The sequence below is a fragment of the Mesorhizobium sp. P2_F7 genome, from assembly GCF_056403695.1.
On record NZ_JBFUFA010000004.1, the window covers coordinates 162,461 to 178,850 of the forward strand.

The following is a 16,390-nucleotide window of genomic DNA, read 5'->3' on the forward strand; positions in this document are numbered from 1 at the left end:
CAGGCATTGTGCCGCTGCGATTTTGTTGGTGGAGGACCGACGCTTCTAAAAAGGAAGAACCCGGAATCCCGACTGCGGAGGCTTATGCCATCCGATCTTTTCGCCAGTTTTTCCGAACGGTTGAATTTTGTTTCTGGAGTGTGTCTGGGCGCGCATTCCCCTTGTTGGTTCTTGCGGGGGCTGGAGCGTGCCTTGCTTACTCTTTCGAGTCGAAACGGCGGCAGTTGGCCAAGATCGGCGGCGGGGCGAGTCCCTTGTGGGTCCGAAGGGCGGACGAGAAGCGCGGCCCGGCCTACAGCATCGATTCCAACCTGATCGGCCACCAGCATTCCAACGCGCTGATCATCACCACAGCACCGCGTCCGACCGGGCGGGTCGAGACTCTCGGGGTCGTCTAGGACGTCGTGAAGAAAATGGCGCTGAAGCGCGAAGTGGAAGGGAGGCGCGCGCCAAGGGAAAGCGAGGGAAGGCTGGGTGAGGGAAGCTGAGCGCCGACGCTGCTGATCTCCCCCACAAGGGGGGAGATTGGCCTACTTCCCAGCCGCATACTCCAGCGCCACCACGCCATTGCTGAACTGCACGGCCGAGATCGGCTCGAGCGCCACTGGCACATCGGACGGAAACAGCTTCTTGCCGTCGCCAACAGTACCGGGATAACTCAGCAGCCTGACGCGGTCGACCAGTCCGTGGCGCAGCAATTCCTGGGCGACGCTGAGGCTGCCATGCACATAGATGTTGCCGCCACTGCCTTGCTTCAGCTTGCTCACTGCTTCCGGCAAGGAACCCGCAAGCAATTCCGCCGGCTTCCAGTCCAACGCTTTCAGGCTGGTCGAGGCGACATATTTCGGCAGCGCGTTGAACCGGTCGGCAAAATCGCCGGTTTCACTCAGCCATGAGCCGGCAAAAATCTCATAGGTCGTGCGCCCCAACAGCATGGCGCCGCTGTCGGCAAGCTCATCCTCCTTGAACCTTTGCATTTCATCGCTCCAGGTCACTTTGGGCAGCTTCTCGACCTCTGCAATGCCGTCGACGCTGATGAATTCGGTGACGATCAATTTTCTCATAGCGTTCTCCTTCTGTGGCCAGAGGACGGATGGCGGAGATCCGATGCTACACGCTTGGTGAAAAAGAGCGCGGCGCTTCGACAACCTACCGCTGACAGGCGAGGTTTACGCAATTGTGGTCTAACCATCCCCCTTGTCATCCCCACCACCTTCCCTTAATCTCATCTGAGAAAACCTTTTCCCAAATCGCCCAGCACGTGCTGACCTCACAAGTCATCACCGTGCAGGGCGGTAAGAGAAAACCTTTTCTCAGCTAAGGAACGCGCCGCGCATCATGTCCTCCGACGCCTCTCCCGCCAAGACCCCCGTCACCCTGCGTGAGGTGGCGTCCGCCGCCGGCGTCAGTGTGGCCACGGCGTCGAAGGCGCTGAACGGGCAGGGGCGCATGACGGCACAGACGCGCGAGCGCATCCGCGAGACGGCGCAGCGGCTCGGGTTCCGGCCGAACAGCCTGGCGCAGAGCCTGTTGCGCAAGCGCTCCTTCACCGTCGGGCTGCTTACCAACGATACCTACGGCCGCTTCTCGCTGCCGCTGATGGCTGGCGTCTCCGATGCGCTGGTCGATGCCGGCGTCTCGGTGTTCCTGTGCAATGTCGAGGACGACCAGCGGCTCGGCCAACTGCATGTCGAGGCCATGCTCGACAAGCGCGTCGACGGCATCATCGCCACCGGCAAGCGCATCGACCGCCACCTGCCGGTCGACCTCGCCAATCTGCGCATCCCGGTGATCTATGCCTTCACCCAGCCCGATCCCGACGCCATCGGCTTCGTCTCAGACGATGCCGGCGGGGCGCGGCTGGCGGTCGAGCATTTTTGCGCGCTCGGGCGCCGGCGCATCGCCCATGTCAGCGGTCCGGCGAGCTTTGCCGTGGTGCATGAGCGGGCGCGCGCCTATCGCGAGGTGCTGGCCGAGCACGGCCTGCCGGTTGCCGAGCCGCTGCTCGGCGCCTGGTCGGAAGCCTGGGGGCATGAGGCGGTCGGCAAACTTTTCGACGGTAAGGCGGGCAGGGGAGAAAGGCCCGACGCCGTCTTCTGCGGCAACGACCAGATCGCGCGCGGCGTCATCGATGCGCTGCGCGAGCGTGGGGTCAGTGTGCCCGGCGAAGTCGGCGTCATCGGCTTCGACAATTGGGAGATCGTGGCCGAAGCGACGCGGCCGCCGCTGACCTCGGTCGACATGAACCTGTCAGCGCTTGGCCGCGAGGCCGGGCTTGCACTGCTTTCGCTCGTCGGCGGCCAACCGGCCGCGCCGGGCATCCGAAAACTGCCGTGCCGGCTGGTGGTGCGTCAGTCATGCGGCCGTCCACCAGGCGGCTAGGAGAACGCGCGGCGCGATCTGCGCCGCAATAGGGAGGAGAACAGAACCATGAGGAGGAGAACCATGAAGACCATGATTGCCGGGCTCGCGCTCGCCGCAAGCATCTTTGCTCTGCCCGCTTTTGCCGCCGACACGGCCAATATCTGGGTGCGCGCCGACGGCTCGAATTTCATGCCGCGCATCGTCGATGCCTTCAACAAGGCGCATGAGAACCAGATCAAGCTCGACATCATCCCCAATGCCGAGATCATTCCGAAATATGGCGCCGCGGCCGCCGGCGGCACGGCGCCCGACGCGCTATCGCTCGACCTGATCTACACGCCGGCCTTTTCCGCCGCCGGCCAGCTGGAAGACATCACCGACTGGGCGAAGTCGCTGCCCTATTTCGCCAGCCTGTCGCCGGCGCACGTCAAGACCGGCACTTACAAGGGCCGCATCTACGGCCTGCCGTTCTCGGCCGATAGCTCGGTGCTGATCTGGAACAAGAAGCTGTTCAAGCAGGCCGGGCTCGACCCTGAAAAGGGCCCGACCAACTGGGCCGAAATCGAAGCCGACGCCGAGAAGGTCAACGCGCTCGGAGGCGACATCAAGGGTTTCTACTTCTCCGGCAATTGCGGCGGCTGCAACATCTTCACCTTCACGCCGCTGATCTGGGCCTCGGGCGGCGACATCCTCTCCGAGGACGGCTCCAAGGCGACGCTGGACAGCCCGCAACTGCGCGGCGCCATCGACCTTTACCGGTCGATGGTCAAGAAGGATCTGGTGCCGGCCGGCGCGCAGACCGATACCGGTTCCAACTTCTTTGCCGCCTTTGCCGCCGGCAATATCGGCATTTCGCCGTCCGGCGCCTTCGCCATCGGCGCCCTCAACACGCAGTATCCCAATGTCGATTACGGCGTCACCTTTCTGCCGGGCAAGGATGGCGCCTGGTCGTCCTTTGCCGGCGGCGACAATTTCGTCGTCACCAAGGGCACAACAAAGCTCGCCGTGGTGAAGGAGTTTCTCGACTTCGCCTATTCGCTGGAGGGCCAGACCATCCTGGCGAAATACGGCAGCCTGCCGGTGCGCGGCGACATCGCCAAGGAGGCGCTGAAGGATCTCGACCCGCGCTACCAGATCGCCGCCGAGGCGATGGCCAAAGGCCGCACGCCCTATTCGGTGGTGTTCAACGATTTGATCAACTCCGCCAACGGCCCGTGGACGCAAATGGTCAACGAAGTCTTCTTCGGCGACGATGTCGACGGTGCGATCGCGAACGCCCAGGAGACCATGCAGTCGATCATCGACCAGGCGCCGCAGAAATAGGGACTGGCTGGACGGCAAGGTGGCGCAACGCCCTGCCGTCCGAGGTCCTGATCCGGCCGCCCGTCCGTCTCCCTGGACGGGCGGCCGGACATCGCATCTGTCCAGCTTGGTTCCTCGCCCCCACGAAGTGGGGGAGAGGTGGCTCGGCGAAGCCGAGACGGAGAGGGGGCTGCGCCCTACGATCGCCCCCTCTCCGGCCGCTTCGCGGCCACCTCTCCCCCGCCTCTGGCGGGGGCGAGGAACCCAAGCTGAAATTCCCTCCCCACAAGGGGAGAGCAAAGCAAGAGCAGAGCCTATGACCGCCATCGCAACCACCACCCCGCCACGTGCCAGAAAACTGGTCGGCGCCGGGCGCCGGCAGTGGATCGGCTTGCTCTATGTCGCGCCGGCCGTGGCGCTGGTCGTCGTGTTCTTCATCATCCCGCTCGGCATGACGGCGTGGATGTCGTTGCACAACTGGCCGCTGATGGGCGAGCACAGCTACATCGGCCTCGATAACTATTGGGCGATCCTGCGCGACACCAGGTTCTGGAACGCGCTGCGCTTCACCGGCCTCTACACGGTGGTGGTGACGATCGCGATCTTCGCCGTCGCATTTCCGCTGGCGCTGTTCATCGAGCGTCCCCGGCGGCTCACCGGCTTCTACCGCACGTCCTTCTTCATGCCGGCTGTCATCGGCTTTGCTTCGGCCAGCCTGCTTTGGTCGTGGCTGCTCAATGTCGATTCAGGCCTGTTCAGCCCGGCCGCTTACGACCTCGGCCTGACCGGGAAGAAATTCAACCTTCTGGCCACCTTCCAGCCGGCCTTCTGGTCGATCATCGCCATGGTTGTGTGGAAGGTGGCGGGCTTCACCATGATCATCCTGATGACCGGCCTGCAGTCGATCCCGACCGATCTGCAGGAGGCGGCGATGATCGACGGGGCAGGACCATTCGCGCGCTTTCGCGCCATCACGCTGCCCTTGATGCGCCGCACGCTGGCGCTGGCGCTGATCCTGTCGGTGGCGGGCTCGATCCTCGCCTTCGACCAGTTCTACATCATCCTGCGCGGCGGCCCGCGCAACCAGACGCTGACCGCCGTCTACTGGATATTCAACCAGTCCTTCGTGTCGTTCAAGCTCGGCTATGGCGCCGCACTGTCGATGATCCTGCTCGCCATCCTGGTCGCGCTCAGCACGTTCCAGCTCTGGCTGCTGCGCAAGCCCGAGGGGGTCGACTGATGGCGCAGGCAAGAAGCCGCAACAGCCGCTTGCGCCTCGGCATCGCCGAGCACGCCACCGGCATGATCGCCTCGGTGCTGTTCCTGGCGCCAATCGTCTGGACGGTGCTGTCGGCCTTCAAGCCGTCGCAGGAGGCGCGCCTGCCGCCGCTGCCGCCCTGGCCGACCACCGGTTTTTCGGTCGAAAATTACGGCACGCTCAACACCTTCGGCGACGGGCTATGGCTGCCGGCGCAAAACAGCATCTATGTCTCGGTCATGACGGTGGTGTTTTCCGTGATCGTCAGCGTGCTTGCCGGCTACGGTTTCTCGCGCTTCCGCTTTCCGTTCAAGGACCTGCTATTTGTCGTCATCCTGTCGACGATCATGATCCCGTTCCAGTCGATCCTGACGCCGATCTTCCTGGTGCTGACCAAGGTCGGCCTGCACAACACGCTGACCGGGCTGGTCTTTGTCTATGTCACGCTGCAGCTACCGTTCTCGATCTTCATGATGCGCAACGCCTTCGACGCGGTGCCGCGCGAGATCGAGGAGGCCGCCCGCATGGACGGCGCCAACAATCTCACCATGCTGCTGAAGGTGATGCTGCCTTTGGTTTGGCCCGGCATCGTCACCATCGCGCTGTTCGCCTTCCTCGGCGCCTGGAACGAGTTCCTGGCCGCCCTGGTGCTGATGACCGACCAGTCCAAATTCACACTGCCGATCATGATGACCGCACTTCAGTCCGGCCGCTTCGGCGCCATCGACTGGGGCGCCGTGCAGGCCGGCGTCACCGTGATGATGGTGCCTTGCCTGATCCTCTTCCTGTTGCTGCAGCGCTTCTACATACGCGGCCTGATGGCCGGCGCGGTGAAATGACCCGCAGTGAAATGACAATGACGAAATCGAACGGAGCCAGCCGATGACCGCACACAAATCCGCCGCCCGAAAGACCGGCAAACTGAGCCTCGCCTTCCGCCCGCTGCCGGTGCCGCAGGTCGACGTGCGCGGCTTCTGGGGCGACCGCGTCGATGCGGTGGCGTCGCGCACCGCCGACATCCTCTACGAGCGCTGCGTCGAAGCCCGCATGCTGGAGCAGATCGATCCGGACCGGCCGTCGCCCGGCCTCGTCATCCCCTTCCATTCGCCGTCGCCCGACGAGGCGGCCACACCCGGCTTCACCGGCTCGACGGTGACGACGCAGATGTTCTGGGACTCCGACTGGGGCAAGACCATCGAGACCGCCGCCTATTCGCTCTACCGCCGCCGCAACGAACGGCTTGAGAAAAACATCGACGCCGTCATCGACATGTACGAAAAGCTGCAGCAGCCCGACGGCTATCTGTCGAGCTGGTATCAGCGCATCCAGCCCGGTCTGCGCTGGACCAATCTGCGCGACTGCCACGAGCTCTACTGCGCCGGCCATCTGATCGAGGGTGCGGTCGCATATTTCCAGGCCACCGGCAAGCGCAAGCTGCTCGACATCCTATGCCGCTATGCCGACCATATCGCCGACAGGTTCGGGCCGGAGCCCGGCAAGCAGAAGGGCTATTGCGGCCATGAGGAGATAGAGCTGGCGCTGGTCAAGCTGGCGCGGGCGACTGGCGAGCGGAAATATATGGACCTGGCGAAATACTTCATCGACCAGCGCGGCGTTGAGCCGCATTATTTTGACGAGGAGGCGTGCGCCCGCGGCGCCGACCCGAAGGCCTACCATTTCAAGACCTACGAATACAATCAGTCGCACAGGCCGGTGCGCGAGCAGGACAAGGTCGTCGGTCATGCCGTCAGGGCGATGTACCTCTATTCCGGCATGGCTGACATCGCCACGGAATATGGCGACGATACGCTGCGGATAGCACTCGACCGGCTCTGGGACGATCTCACCACCAAGAGCCTCTATGTCACCGGCGGCCTTGGGCCGTCGGCCCACAATGAAGGCTTCACCAGCGACTACGACCTGCCAAACGAAACCGCCTATGCCGAGACCTGCGCCTCGGTGGGGCTGGTGTTCTGGGCCAGTCGCATGCTCGGCATGGGCCCCAACGCCCGCTACGCCGACATGATGGAGCGGGCGCTCTACAACGGCTCGATCTCCGGCCTGTCGCTCGACGGCTCGCTGTTCTTCTACGAGAACCCGCTGGAAAGCCGGGGCAGGCACAATCGCTGGAAATGGCACCGCTGCCCCTGCTGCCCGCCCAATATCGGCCGCATGGTGGCGTCGATCGGCAGCTATTTCTACAGCCTGGCCGACGATGCGCTGGCCGTCCACCTCTATGGCGACTCGACGGCGCGTTTCGACATCGCGGGCACGCCGGTCAGCCTCGTCCAGACCAGCAATTATCCTTGGGACGGCGCGGTCTCGATCCGGGTCGAGCCGGAGGCGCCGGTCGAGTTCACGCTGCATCTGCGCGTGCCATCCTGGTGCCGCAAGGCGACGCTGAAGGTCAACGGTGTGCCTGTCGACCTCGATGCCGCGTCGAACGATGGCTACGCGGCGATCTGGCGCGAGTGGCAAAACGGCGACCGGGTCGAACTCGACCTCGACATGTCGATCTCGCGCCTGTTCGCCAACCCGCAGGTGCGCCAGGATATCGGCCGCGTCGCGCTGTCACGCGGCCCGCTGATCTATTGCGTTGAGGAAACAGACAATCCTGGCCAACTGCACCGCATCAGCTTGCCGCGCACGGCCCGGATAGAAGCACACCCGGAACCGAACCTGCTCGGCGGCGTCGTCACGCTTTCGGCCACGGTCGACCGCGAGGCGGCGGAAGGTTGGGAGAACGGCCTCTATAGAAGCGAGCCGCCGGCCCACGAGGAGATCAGGCTCACGGCGGTTCCCTACTATGCCTGGGACAATCGCGACCCGGGCGAGATGCTGGTGTGGCTGCGGGACGGGTGAGTTACAAACTCACAAACGCCGTCAGCGGCAGGTGATCCGACGCAACCCGCGACAGCGGTGTGTCATGGGCTTCCACGGACGAGACCATGCCGTGCCGGTTGGCCATGATCCGGTCGAGCGCCAGCACCGGCAGGCCTGAGGGAAAAGTCGGTACGGCCGGCGGCGTGGCAAAGGTTGTGTGCAGCGTCTTCAGCGCCGAGCGGTTGCCCAGCCGCCATTCATTGAGGTCGCCGAGCAGCAAGGTCGGCCTTTCATCCTGGCTGCTCATAATGTCGAGCACGACGCGGGCCTGCTCGGAGCGCGAGCGGCGCAACAGGCCGAGATGCGCGGCAATGACCCGCAGCGTGCGGGTTTCGTCGAGGTCGATCTCGGCCACCAGCGCGCCGCGTGGCTCCAGGCCCGGCAGCTTGATCTGATGCACGTCGCGCACCGTCCCACGCTTGAACAACAGCACGTTGCCGCGCCAGCCATGACCCTTGCCGTTTCCCGAAACCGGCACCGGCACCAGTCCGGTTTCGTGCTCGATCCGGGCAAGGTCGAGTAGCCCGGCGCGGTCGCCGAAGCGGTTGTCGGCCTCCTGCAAAGCAATGACGTCGGGGCCGATTTCACGGATGACGCGGGCGGTCCGTTCGGGGTCGAATCTGCGGTCGGTGCCGATGCATTTGTGGACGTTATAGGAGGCGACCACCATCTGGGCGCCGTCGACGCGCTTGCGCGGCGTCGCGTTCGCCTTGCGCGCTTTCCTGCCGCGGATCGACAGGAGCACGGTCTCTGGAAGGCTGCGTCCGTTTATGTCCATGGGCCTGCGTTCAATCTGTCCTGATTCCTTGTTTAATGCATATCGTTCTCTCAAAACCGGGACCACTTTTGAGCGATATGCATTAGAGATAGGGCGATCCCAGCCATAGCAACCGGTCAAAGACACGGATGACAAATGGCCGCGCTTTCAGCGTTGCGAGTGTGACGGGTTTGGCCGATGCGATTGCCGCTCCGATGCGCGCTTCGATCTCGGCGGCAAAGCCTGCATCCAGCACCTCCATGTCGATCTCGAAGTTCAGCCTGAGCGACCGGGCATCCAGGTTGGAGGAGCCGACATAGGCCCAGACGCCATCGACCGACAGCAGCTTCGAATGGTCGAATGACCCTTCGTGGCGCCACACCCGGCAATAATGCTTCAACACCTGGTCGTATTGCGCCGTCATGGCGCGGCCGACCAGGAAGAGATTGTTGACCGCCGGCACGACGATGTCGATTTCGACGCCGCGCCGCGCCGCCGTGGTCAGCGCGCTGATGAATTCCCGGTCCGGCAGGAAATAAGGCGACATGATGCGGATCGATTTGCGGGCGACCGAAAATGCCCCCATCAGCAATTTGTGGTTGGTTTCGATGCTGGAATCCGGTCCCGACGCCACGGCCCGCACCAGGATTGGCTGACCGGGAGGCGGCGCGGGTTTTTCGACCTGCCAGACCGCGTCCTTCAGCGCCTCGTTGCCGGCAAAGCGCCAGTCTTCGGCGGCAACCGCAAACAGGTCGGCCACCACCGGTCCGGTGACCTGAAAATGCGTATCCGCCGAGGTGTCGGCGCCAGCGAATTCGGCCGAGAATCCCTTGCGGATGTTCATGCCCCCCGTGAATGCGACTGAACCGTCGACGATCAGGATTTTTCTGTGAGTTCTCAAGTTCGCATAGGGAAGTCTCAGGCCCATGACGATGTTGCCGTTGAAGAGATCGACGGTGACGCCGGCTTCCCGCAGAGTCGTGAGAATGCTGGGCACGGAATAGCGCACGCCGACGGCATCGATCAGCACGCGCACGGTGACGCCGCGCCGGACCGCGCCGGCCAGCGATTCGACGAAACGCTGCCCGATTTCGTCATTGTCGAAGATGTAGGTCTCGAGCAGGACGCTGCGCTGTGCGCCGTCGATCGCTTTGCGCATGGCCGCGTAGGCGTCGTCGCCCGTCCTCAGCATGGCGATTGCGTTGCCCGAAAGCAGGCCACGCCGCGCCACCCTGTCGCCCAACGTCTTCAGGCCGGCAAAGCGCTGGCCGAATTCGGCTGAGATGAGCGCTTCGAGCGCAAGGTCGCGGTCGTGTTTGGCTGTCTCGGCTTCACCGGCCACGGGCCGCATGGCGCTGATCGTGGCGCGGCGGATGCGGTTGATGCCGGCAATGGCATAGATGATGGCGCCCAGGAACGGCGACAAGATCATTACGCCCACCCAGCCGGTGGCGGCGCGGACGTCTTCCTTGGTCATGATAGCGTGGACGATGCCGATAGCGGCCATCAGCATCGGAATGATCACGAGGATCAGAGGCCAGTAGGTCACAAAGGTCTGCCACATCGGCAGGACTATCGAGCCAGCGGCCGCAGAAGGCAATGCAAGGGATTAAGGACTGGGCTGGCCGCCTCAGTCCTTCGCCCGCTCCACATAGGAGCCATCGGCCGTCATCACCACCACGCGGGTGCCGGGGGCGATGTGCGGGGGAACTGCCGTGCGCACGCCGTTGGACAGCACCGCCGGCTTGTAGGACGACGATGCCGTCTGTCCCTTGGTCGTCGGCTCGGTCTCGACCACTTCGAACGTGGCGCGCTGCGGCAGCACCAGGGCAATCGCGATGCCGTTGAACTGCGAGATCTGCACCGCCATGCCTTCGAGCAAATAGGGCGCCATGTCGCCGACGACGCTTTCCGATACCGCGACCTGGTCGTAGCTTTCCGGATTCATGAAGTGATAGCCTTCGCCATCGGCGTAGAGGAAGGTGTGCTCGCGGTCCTCGACATAGGCGCGCTCGACCTGTTCGGTGGTGCGGTAGCGCTCCGAAACCTTCACCCCGTCGGAGATGCGGCGCATGTCAAGCTGGGTGACCGGCGTGCCCTTGCCAGGGTGGATGTTTTCGGCAAAGAGGATCACGTAAAGCTTGCCGTCCTTGTCGACGACGTTGCCTTTACGGAGCGAACTGGCGATGACCTTCACCACGGTTTTCAATCCTAGACTTCGTTGGCCTGAAACGATTGTTCGGCGCAAATCGGCTGCGAGAGCCGTCGCCGTAGCGCATCTTGGCGCGAACCGCCAGCCCTGTCAGCAATTCCGTTGCCCGGCAAAGCCATGACCGAGGCGTCACCCTGGTGGACGCCGGACGTTCACGCCGACCGCCGGCCGCTGCTGATGGCGCGCAACGCCATTGCGGCTGCCATGCGCAACTGGTTCGGCGAGCGCGATTTCATCGAGGTCGAGACGGCGGCTCTACAGATCTCGCCCGGCAATGAGGCGCATCTCTCAGCTTTCGCCACCGAGGCGATCGGCGCCGATGCCGCTCGCCGGCCGCTCTACCTCCACACCTCGCCGGAATTCGCCTGCAAGAAGCTGCTCGCCGCCGGCGAAAGGCGCATCTTCAGCCTGGGAGCGGTCTGGCGGAATCGCGAGCGCGGCCCCTTGCACCATCCCGAATTCACCATGCTCGAATGGTACCGGGTCGGCGAGACCTATGAGAGCCTGATGGCCGATTGCGCCGAGCTGCTCAAGCTCGCGGCAGAGCGGGCAAGGGCCAAAACCTTCCGCTTTCGTGGGCGCGAGGCCGATCCTTTCGCCGAGCCGGAGCGGCTGAGCGTGGCCGAGGCTTTTCAACGCAACGCCGGCATCGACCTTCTCGCCACGGTGGCCGCCGATGGCAGCACCGACCGCAACGCACTTTATCAGGCCCTGGTCAAGGCCGGCCTGCGCACGGCTGAGGATGACAATTGGGCGGACCTGTTCAGCCGCGTGATGGTCGAAAAGGTCGAGCCGGTATTGGGGCAGGGGCGGGCCACCATCCTCTACGGCTATCCGATCTCGGAGGCAGCACTTGCCCGGCCAAGCGCCGATGACCCGCGCGTTGCCGAACGCTTCGAGCTCTATTGCTGCGGCGTCGAGCTCGCCAACGCTTTCGGCGAACTCACGGACGCAGCCGAGCAGCGCCGGCGCTTCGCCGCCGAGATGGACGAGAAAGAGCGCGTCTATGGCGAGCGCTATCCGCTGGACGAGGATTTTCTCGCAGCGCTGGCCATCATGCCCCAAGCCAGCGGCTCTGCACTCGGCTTCGACCGGCTGGTGATGCTGGCGACGGGCGCGGCCCGGATCGACGACGTGATCTGGACGCCGGTGGCCTGAGGGCGGGCGAGGGCCGGCTATCCGCCCTTGCGCGGCTGCTTCTGGCTGCGCCGCGCGCCAGTAGATTGGCAGCGGAAAGCGGGACTATCGGAACCTCACAGTTCGTTGTGAAATCATACCGATCCGGCTCAGCCCGAATCTGTGTGCCATAAATTAAATCAACTTGATTTTCTAAAGTGGTATTCTATGATTATGGAGCCCGGTAACAAAGCCATATGACATCCAGAAAAGCCATCTCCGGCACCAATCTCGAACAGGCCAAGTCGCACAACAGGCGCGTGGTGATCGAGGCGATCCGCACCAACGGCGCCCTGTCGCGGGCGTCGATCGCGCGGCTGACGGCGCTGTCGTCGCAGACCATCTCCAACATTGTCGAGGAGCTTGAGCGGACCGAACTGCTGCGCCCGGAGGCGACGCTGAAGGGCGCGCGCGGCCAACCGGCCGTGCCCTATTCGATCAATCCGGACGGCGGTTATTCGATCGGCCTGCAGCTCGATCATCAGCTTGCCGTCGGTGTCGTCACCGATCTCTCCGGCACGATGCGCGCGCGCGTCGAAAGACCGGTCGACCGGCCGACGCCCGCGCAGGCGATGCCGCTGCTGGCCGCCATCGCCGCCGAGCTGATCACCACCTCGCGACTGGACCGGACACGGCTGCTCGGCATCGGCATGAGCATGCCAGGCCCATTCGGCGTCGAGGGCCTGACCTCTGTCGGCCCGACGGCGCTGCCGGGCTGGCACGATTTTCCGGTGGCCGAAGAGCTGCAGCGGCTGACCGGCATTGCCGTGCTGGTCGAAAACGACGCCACCGCAGCCGCCATCGGCGAACGTCTCTACGGCGTTGCCAAAAACCTCGACAGTTTCGTCTACCTGTTCATCGGCACCGGTCTCGGCGCTGGGCTGTTTCTCAACGGCCATCTCTACAAGGGCAGCCGGCACAATGCCGGCGAAATCGGCCACATCATCGTGCGGCCGGGCGGCCTTGCCTGCGGCTGCGGCAAGCGTGGTTGCCTGGAGCGTTACGTCTCGCTGCGCGCCGCCTACGAGGCGCTCGATCTTCCGGACCCCGACCATGCTTCGCCCGAACTGCTCGAGGAATTGCTGGCCAGGGGCGACAGCCGTCTCGACGCCTGGATCGCCGACGCCGTCGATCCGCTGCGCCAGGCGATCGATGTGGTGGAACTGGCGCTCGACCCGGAAACCGTGGTGCTCGGCGGCTTCATGCCGCTGCCGGTGATCGAGGCGCTGGCCAGCCGGCTGGAGCCGCTTCACCTCTCCGTCAGCGCGACCAGCGCCCGCACCACGCCGCGCGTGCTGGTGGGCGCCGCCGGCAAGGACACGTCCGTCCTCGGCGCCGCCGCCTTGCCGATTTTTTCGGAAACCAATCCGCAATTCGACGTGCTGCAGAAACCGTTCGGCTAAGGTCTTATGGCGGTTCGATCGATCATAAGATTTCCCAATCCGCTCCTGCGTGCTGTCGCGGAGCCAATAGGGGTGTTCGACAATGAATTGTCGAGCCTGGCGGACGACCTCATCGACACCATGCACGCAGCGCCCGGCATCGGCATCACCGGACCGCATATCGGCATTTTGAAACGCTTGGTCGTGATCCAGCTGCCTGATGCGCCAAAGCCGGGGATTTATGCCAATCCGTCTGTTATCCAGGCCTCGCCAGAAATGATCCGTCATACCGAAGGCAGTGTTTCGATGCCCGGTGTCACGGAAGAGATCGAGCGACACGCAAGCGTGCGCATTCGCTATCAGGACCTTGACGGCAATGAGCGTTTCGAGGATGCCGATGGTCTGCTGGCAGTCTGCCACCAGCATGAGATCGATCAGCTCGACGGTATCTTCTGGACGCAAAAACTGTCGCGCCTGAAGCGCGACCGCCTGACCAAACGATATGACAAACTGATGCGAGCTTCCTGAGCTGACGTCCGGCGCTAGGACAATCCGTAAAGAACCGGCATCAGCCCGGCGAGCGCTCTGAACCGCTCCCATGATTTTCGCTCCGGCGTGGTCCAGCCGGTTTCGGCAAGGGCTGAAAGACGGGGGAAGACCAGCCGGTCGAAGACAGCGCGATCGGTCATCGGCTCCGACCAGATGCAGCATTGCACGCCGAGGAAATGCTTCTTCTGCGCCGCGCTCCAGCCCTCTACCGGATCGAAGCCGTAAAGCTTCTCGGGCGATGACCAGCCGGCCCAGGCAGCGCCCGGCTCCGACCATTCCTGGCTGTTGGCCATGTCGAGGTAATAGACCTGTCCCGGATTGACGACGATGTCATAGCCTTCGCCGGCAAGGGCGGCCGAAACCTCGACGTTGCGCCAGCCATTGAGGTAGCTTTTCGTCTTGTCGATGACATTGCCATGCGCGGCTTCTTCCCAGCCGCCGGTGATGCAGCCGCGTGAGGCCAGGAAGGTCTGGATGCGCTTGAGGAACTGGGCTTGCAGCACCGCCGCGCCCGAGCCGTCGATTTCGTCGGCGCCATGCGTGTTGGTGACCACGCCGAGCCGCTTGGCGTGCGACTGCGCCAGCGCCTCGCCACCGAGTTCGCCAAGTCGTTTCAGCGCCTGCGGCGAGCCCGACCATGCGCCGATCGGCACTTCGTCGGCGCCGACATGGATCGCCTTGAACGGGAACAGCTCGATCATCTCGTCGAAGATCGTTTCGAGCACTTGATACGTTTCGTCGCGCGCCGGGTTGAGGCAGTTGTTGGGAAAGCCTTGCACGGAAAAATACTCGCCATGTTCGCCGGGGTCGCGCAGCTCCGGCAACGCCTTTAGCATGGCGTAGCAGTGGCCGGGCACGTCGATCTCCGGCACCACCTCGATACCGAATCGGCCGGCGAGCGCGACGATGTCGCGGATCGCCGCCTTCGTGTAATAGCCGCCGGTCTTGCCGGGACCTGATCCCAGCAGCGGCGGGATCGGCAGGCCGTGGCCTCGCCAGGCGCCGATAGCGGTCAGTTGCGGATAGGCCGATATCTCGACCCGCCAGGACTCGTCGTCGGACAGATGCCAATGGAAGCGGTTGAGCTTGTTCCAGGCGAAAATTGCGAGGAATTGTTCGATCTCGGCCGAGGCGTAGAACTGACGTGCCGTATCGAGATGGCAACCACGCCAACCCATCGACGGCTCGTCGCGGATTTCTCCCTGCGCGGGGAAGACAAAGGTTGCTGGATGCTGCCTGGCGCCACGCAAGATCTGGCCGAGCGTGATCAGCGCGTAGAGGAAGCCCGTGCGCGTCGACGCGGAAACCGTCGCCGCATCGGCCGTGAAATCAATGGCGTAGGCTTCGGGCCCAAAGCCCTCCTTGCGGGAGAGAAAGACAGGAAAGCCGCCTTCTGCCGCCGGGCGCACAAGTCCTTCGACCGGAAACAGCCTGGCGCTCAGCTCGGCGAAAGCGGCTGTCGCGGCCTTGGCTTCTTCGCCATCGGGCCTCGGGTCGATGCCGGCCGGCACGGGCAGGGCGCCGGACACCTCAACCTGGCGCGGCCAGGGGATGACCGAAATGGTGACAGGCGCCACGGCCGGCACCGGATAGGGCTCGGCGCCGCGCTTCAGCGGGGCGTTGTCGCCTTTGGCCTTGGTCGGCTCGACAGAAAGACGTTGGACGCTGCCATCGGCCAGCACGACGTACGCGCCGGTGGCGCCGTCCGTCCAGTGGCGCAGCGGGTAGCTCAGGCCGCGCGCGGTCAATGTCCAGGCCGCACCCGGTTCGAGCACGAAGCCGGCGGGCGGCGCGAATTCGGCATGGTTCGACAGCCGCTCGACCAGCGTGGCGCCCTCGACCGCTGCTGCCGGATCGATCCGCGCCGGGCCGCTGATGCAGAGCCGGAAATTCTTGAGCGCCTGCTTCGAGGCGTTCGTGAGTTTCAGCGAATAGGCCAGCGCCTGGTTGTCGGATGCGGGCGTCCAAAAACTCTCCAGCCGCAGGGCAAGTCTCTCGGTCATGGCAATCTCATGTGTAAGCGTGAAAGGTCAGTCGGCCGACTTCAAGAGGCCGGCATAAATGCCGGGCTCCGAATTGGGGATTTGCGTCGCGCCGACGGTGCGTTCGTAGAATTCGGATGGGCCGACATCGCCGATGATGGCGTAGGCATAGCCCATGGTTTTGAGATCGAGCAGCGAGGCCAGCAGCAGCGCATGGCCAATGCCCTGGCCGCGCACCGCCTCGTCGACGCCGGTCGGGCCGAAAAAGCCGCGGGCGATCGATTCATGGCAGGCAAAGCCAACCAGTCTTTCCGCCCTGGTGGCCAGGAAACAGGTCGGCGGCTGGCGCATCATTGAAACAGCGGTCTCGCCCGCCCAGCCGGCACTGAATTTCCGCCGGACCCAGTTGGTGACCAGCTCGTATTCCGGGGCGAGCGCGCGTCGGATGATGACGCCGGCCTTGGCCACGCGCGCGTCGAGGGCGGGGTCGGCTGCAAGCACGGAGAGATTGACCAGATAATCCAT

The 16,390-nt window shown here is 64.1% G+C and carries 15 protein-coding genes; 9 read left to right on the forward strand and 6 right to left on the reverse strand.

Going from position 1 to position 16,390, the window contains the following annotated elements; translation table 11 throughout:
- The first annotated feature begins 254 nt into the window (after nt 1-254).
- Nucleotides 255-398 carry a hypothetical protein gene (locus tag AC1DZ8_RS14860; protein WP_477309518.1) on the forward strand — a complete coding sequence of 48 codons (144 nt, stop codon included), beginning with the start codon at nt 255-257 and terminating at the stop codon, nt 396-398.
- A 132-nt stretch (nt 399-530) separates the two neighbouring features.
- Here AC1DZ8_RS14860 and AC1DZ8_RS14865 read toward each other — a convergent pair whose 3' ends face one another.
- Nucleotides 531-1,064 carry a dihydrofolate reductase family protein gene (locus AC1DZ8_RS14865; protein WP_477309519.1) on the reverse strand — a complete coding sequence of 178 codons (534 nt, stop codon included), beginning with the start codon at nt 1,062-1,064 and terminating at the stop codon, nt 531-533.
- Nucleotides 1,065-1,338: 274 nt separating this feature from the next.
- Here AC1DZ8_RS14865 and AC1DZ8_RS14870 point away from each other — a divergent pair, with 274 nt between their 5' ends.
- The 5 genes from AC1DZ8_RS14870 to AC1DZ8_RS14890 all read left to right on the forward strand — a co-directional run bounded on the left by AC1DZ8_RS14870 (nt 1,339) and on the right by AC1DZ8_RS14890 (nt 7,786).
- The gene (locus AC1DZ8_RS14870; RefSeq protein WP_477309520.1) at nt 1,339-2,382 is read left to right on the forward strand and encodes a LacI family DNA-binding transcriptional regulator; all 1,044 of its coding nucleotides are present in this window, start codon (nt 1,339-1,341) and stop codon (nt 2,380-2,382) included.
- A 63-nt stretch (nt 2,383-2,445) separates the two neighbouring features.
- The gene (locus AC1DZ8_RS14875; protein ID WP_477309521.1) at nt 2,446-3,687 is read left to right on the forward strand and encodes an ABC transporter substrate-binding protein; all 1,242 of its coding nucleotides are present in this window, start codon (nt 2,446-2,448) and stop codon (nt 3,685-3,687) included.
- A 295-nt stretch (nt 3,688-3,982) separates the two neighbouring features.
- Nucleotides 3,983-4,906: a carbohydrate ABC transporter permease gene (locus AC1DZ8_RS14880; protein WP_477304559.1), complete on the forward strand. Its 924-nt coding sequence runs from the start codon at nt 3,983-3,985 to the stop codon at nt 4,904-4,906.
- Nucleotides 4,906-5,763: a carbohydrate ABC transporter permease gene (locus AC1DZ8_RS14885; protein WP_477304557.1), complete on the forward strand. Its 858-nt coding sequence runs from the start codon at nt 4,906-4,908 to the stop codon at nt 5,761-5,763. The genes AC1DZ8_RS14880 and AC1DZ8_RS14885 overlap by 1 nt, the downstream gene beginning before the upstream one ends.
- Nucleotides 5,764-5,806: 43 nt before the next feature.
- Nucleotides 5,807-7,786 (forward strand): glycoside hydrolase family 127 protein, encoded by a 1,980-nt coding sequence (locus AC1DZ8_RS14890; RefSeq protein ID WP_477304555.1) that lies wholly within the window; start codon nt 5,807-5,809, stop codon nt 7,784-7,786.
- Nucleotide 7,787: 1 nt separating this feature from the next.
- On the opposite strand, the gene AC1DZ8_RS14895 is transcribed toward AC1DZ8_RS14890, so the two are convergent.
- The 3 genes from AC1DZ8_RS14895 to efp all read right to left on the reverse strand — a co-directional run bounded on the left by AC1DZ8_RS14895 (nt 7,788) and on the right by efp (nt 10,764).
- Nucleotides 7,788-8,585, reverse strand: coding sequence for an endonuclease/exonuclease/phosphatase family protein (locus AC1DZ8_RS14895; RefSeq protein WP_477304553.1), 798 nt, complete (start codon nt 8,583-8,585; stop codon nt 7,788-7,790).
- Between the two features lie 82 nt (nt 8,586-8,667).
- Nucleotides 8,668-10,128, reverse strand: coding sequence for a phospholipase D-like domain-containing protein (locus AC1DZ8_RS14900; RefSeq protein WP_477304551.1), 1,461 nt, complete (start codon nt 10,126-10,128; stop codon nt 8,668-8,670).
- 66 nt (nt 10,129-10,194) lie between these two features.
- Nucleotides 10,195-10,764: an elongation factor P gene (gene efp, locus AC1DZ8_RS14905; RefSeq protein WP_142866998.1), complete on the reverse strand. Its 570-nt coding sequence runs from the start codon at nt 10,762-10,764 to the stop codon at nt 10,195-10,197.
- 129 nt (nt 10,765-10,893) lie between these two features.
- On the opposite strand from efp, the gene epmA reads away from it, so the two are divergent.
- The 3 genes from epmA (at nt 10,894) to AC1DZ8_RS14920 (ending at nt 13,862) form a co-directional block, all read left to right on the forward strand.
- Nucleotides 10,894-11,934 (forward strand): EF-P lysine aminoacylase EpmA, encoded by a 1,041-nt coding sequence (gene epmA, locus AC1DZ8_RS14910; RefSeq protein WP_477304548.1) that lies wholly within the window; start codon nt 10,894-10,896, stop codon nt 11,932-11,934.
- 215 nt (nt 11,935-12,149) lie between these two features.
- Nucleotides 12,150-13,355, forward strand: a complete 1,206-nt coding sequence (locus AC1DZ8_RS14915; RefSeq protein ID WP_477304546.1) for an ROK family transcriptional regulator — start codon at nt 12,150-12,152, stop codon at nt 13,353-13,355.
- Nucleotides 13,356-13,361: 6 nt separating this feature from the next.
- Nucleotides 13,362-13,862: a peptide deformylase gene (locus AC1DZ8_RS14920; RefSeq protein WP_477304544.1), complete on the forward strand. Its 501-nt coding sequence runs from the start codon at nt 13,362-13,364 to the stop codon at nt 13,860-13,862.
- Nucleotides 13,863-13,876: 14 nt separating this feature from the next.
- On the opposite strand, the gene AC1DZ8_RS14925 is transcribed toward AC1DZ8_RS14920, so the two are convergent.
- On the reverse strand, nt 13,877-15,886 hold the full coding sequence (locus AC1DZ8_RS14925) for a beta-N-acetylhexosaminidase (RefSeq protein WP_477304542.1): 2,010 nt from the start codon (nt 15,884-15,886) through the stop codon (nt 13,877-13,879).
- 27 nt (nt 15,887-15,913) lie between these two features.
- Nucleotides 15,914-16,390: a GNAT family N-acetyltransferase gene (locus AC1DZ8_RS14930; protein ID WP_477304540.1), complete on the reverse strand. Its 477-nt coding sequence runs from the start codon at nt 16,388-16,390 to the stop codon at nt 15,914-15,916.

Bases quoted from the DNA above. Each gene is read 5' to 3' on its own strand.
- AC1DZ8_RS14895 (WP_477304553.1), bottom strand. From the start codon at position 8,585: ATGGACATAAACGGACGCAGCCTTCCAGAGACCGTGCTCCTGTCGATC.
- epmA (WP_477304548.1), top strand. From the start codon at position 10,894: ATGACCGAGGCGTCACCCTGGTGGACGCCGGACGTTCACGCCGACCGC.
- AC1DZ8_RS14920 (WP_477304544.1), top strand. From the start codon at position 13,362: ATGGCGGTTCGATCGATCATAAGATTTCCCAATCCGCTCCTGCGTGCT.
- AC1DZ8_RS14875 (WP_477309521.1), top strand. From the start codon at position 2,446: ATGAAGACCATGATTGCCGGGCTCGCGCTCGCCGCAAGCATCTTTGCT.
- AC1DZ8_RS14925 (WP_477304542.1), bottom strand. From the start codon at position 15,886: ATGACCGAGAGACTTGCCCTGCGGCTGGAGAGTTTTTGGACGCCCGCA.
- AC1DZ8_RS14900 (WP_477304551.1), bottom strand. From the start codon at position 10,128: ATGTGGCAGACCTTTGTGACCTACTGGCCTCTGATCCTCGTGATCATT.
- AC1DZ8_RS14870 (WP_477309520.1), top strand. From the start codon at position 1,339: ATGTCCTCCGACGCCTCTCCCGCCAAGACCCCCGTCACCCTGCGTGAG.
- AC1DZ8_RS14930 (WP_477304540.1), bottom strand. From the start codon at position 16,390: ATGGATTATCTGGTCAATCTCTCCGTGCTTGCAGCCGACCCCGCCCTC.
- AC1DZ8_RS14890 (WP_477304555.1), top strand. From the start codon at position 5,807: ATGACCGCACACAAATCCGCCGCCCGAAAGACCGGCAAACTGAGCCTC.
- AC1DZ8_RS14880 (WP_477304559.1), top strand. From the start codon at position 3,983: ATGACCGCCATCGCAACCACCACCCCGCCACGTGCCAGAAAACTGGTC.
- AC1DZ8_RS14865 (WP_477309519.1), bottom strand. From the start codon at position 1,064: ATGAGAAAATTGATCGTCACCGAATTCATCAGCGTCGACGGCATTGCA.
- AC1DZ8_RS14915 (WP_477304546.1), top strand. From the start codon at position 12,150: ATGACATCCAGAAAAGCCATCTCCGGCACCAATCTCGAACAGGCCAAG.
- AC1DZ8_RS14885 (WP_477304557.1), top strand. From the start codon at position 4,906: ATGGCGCAGGCAAGAAGCCGCAACAGCCGCTTGCGCCTCGGCATCGCC.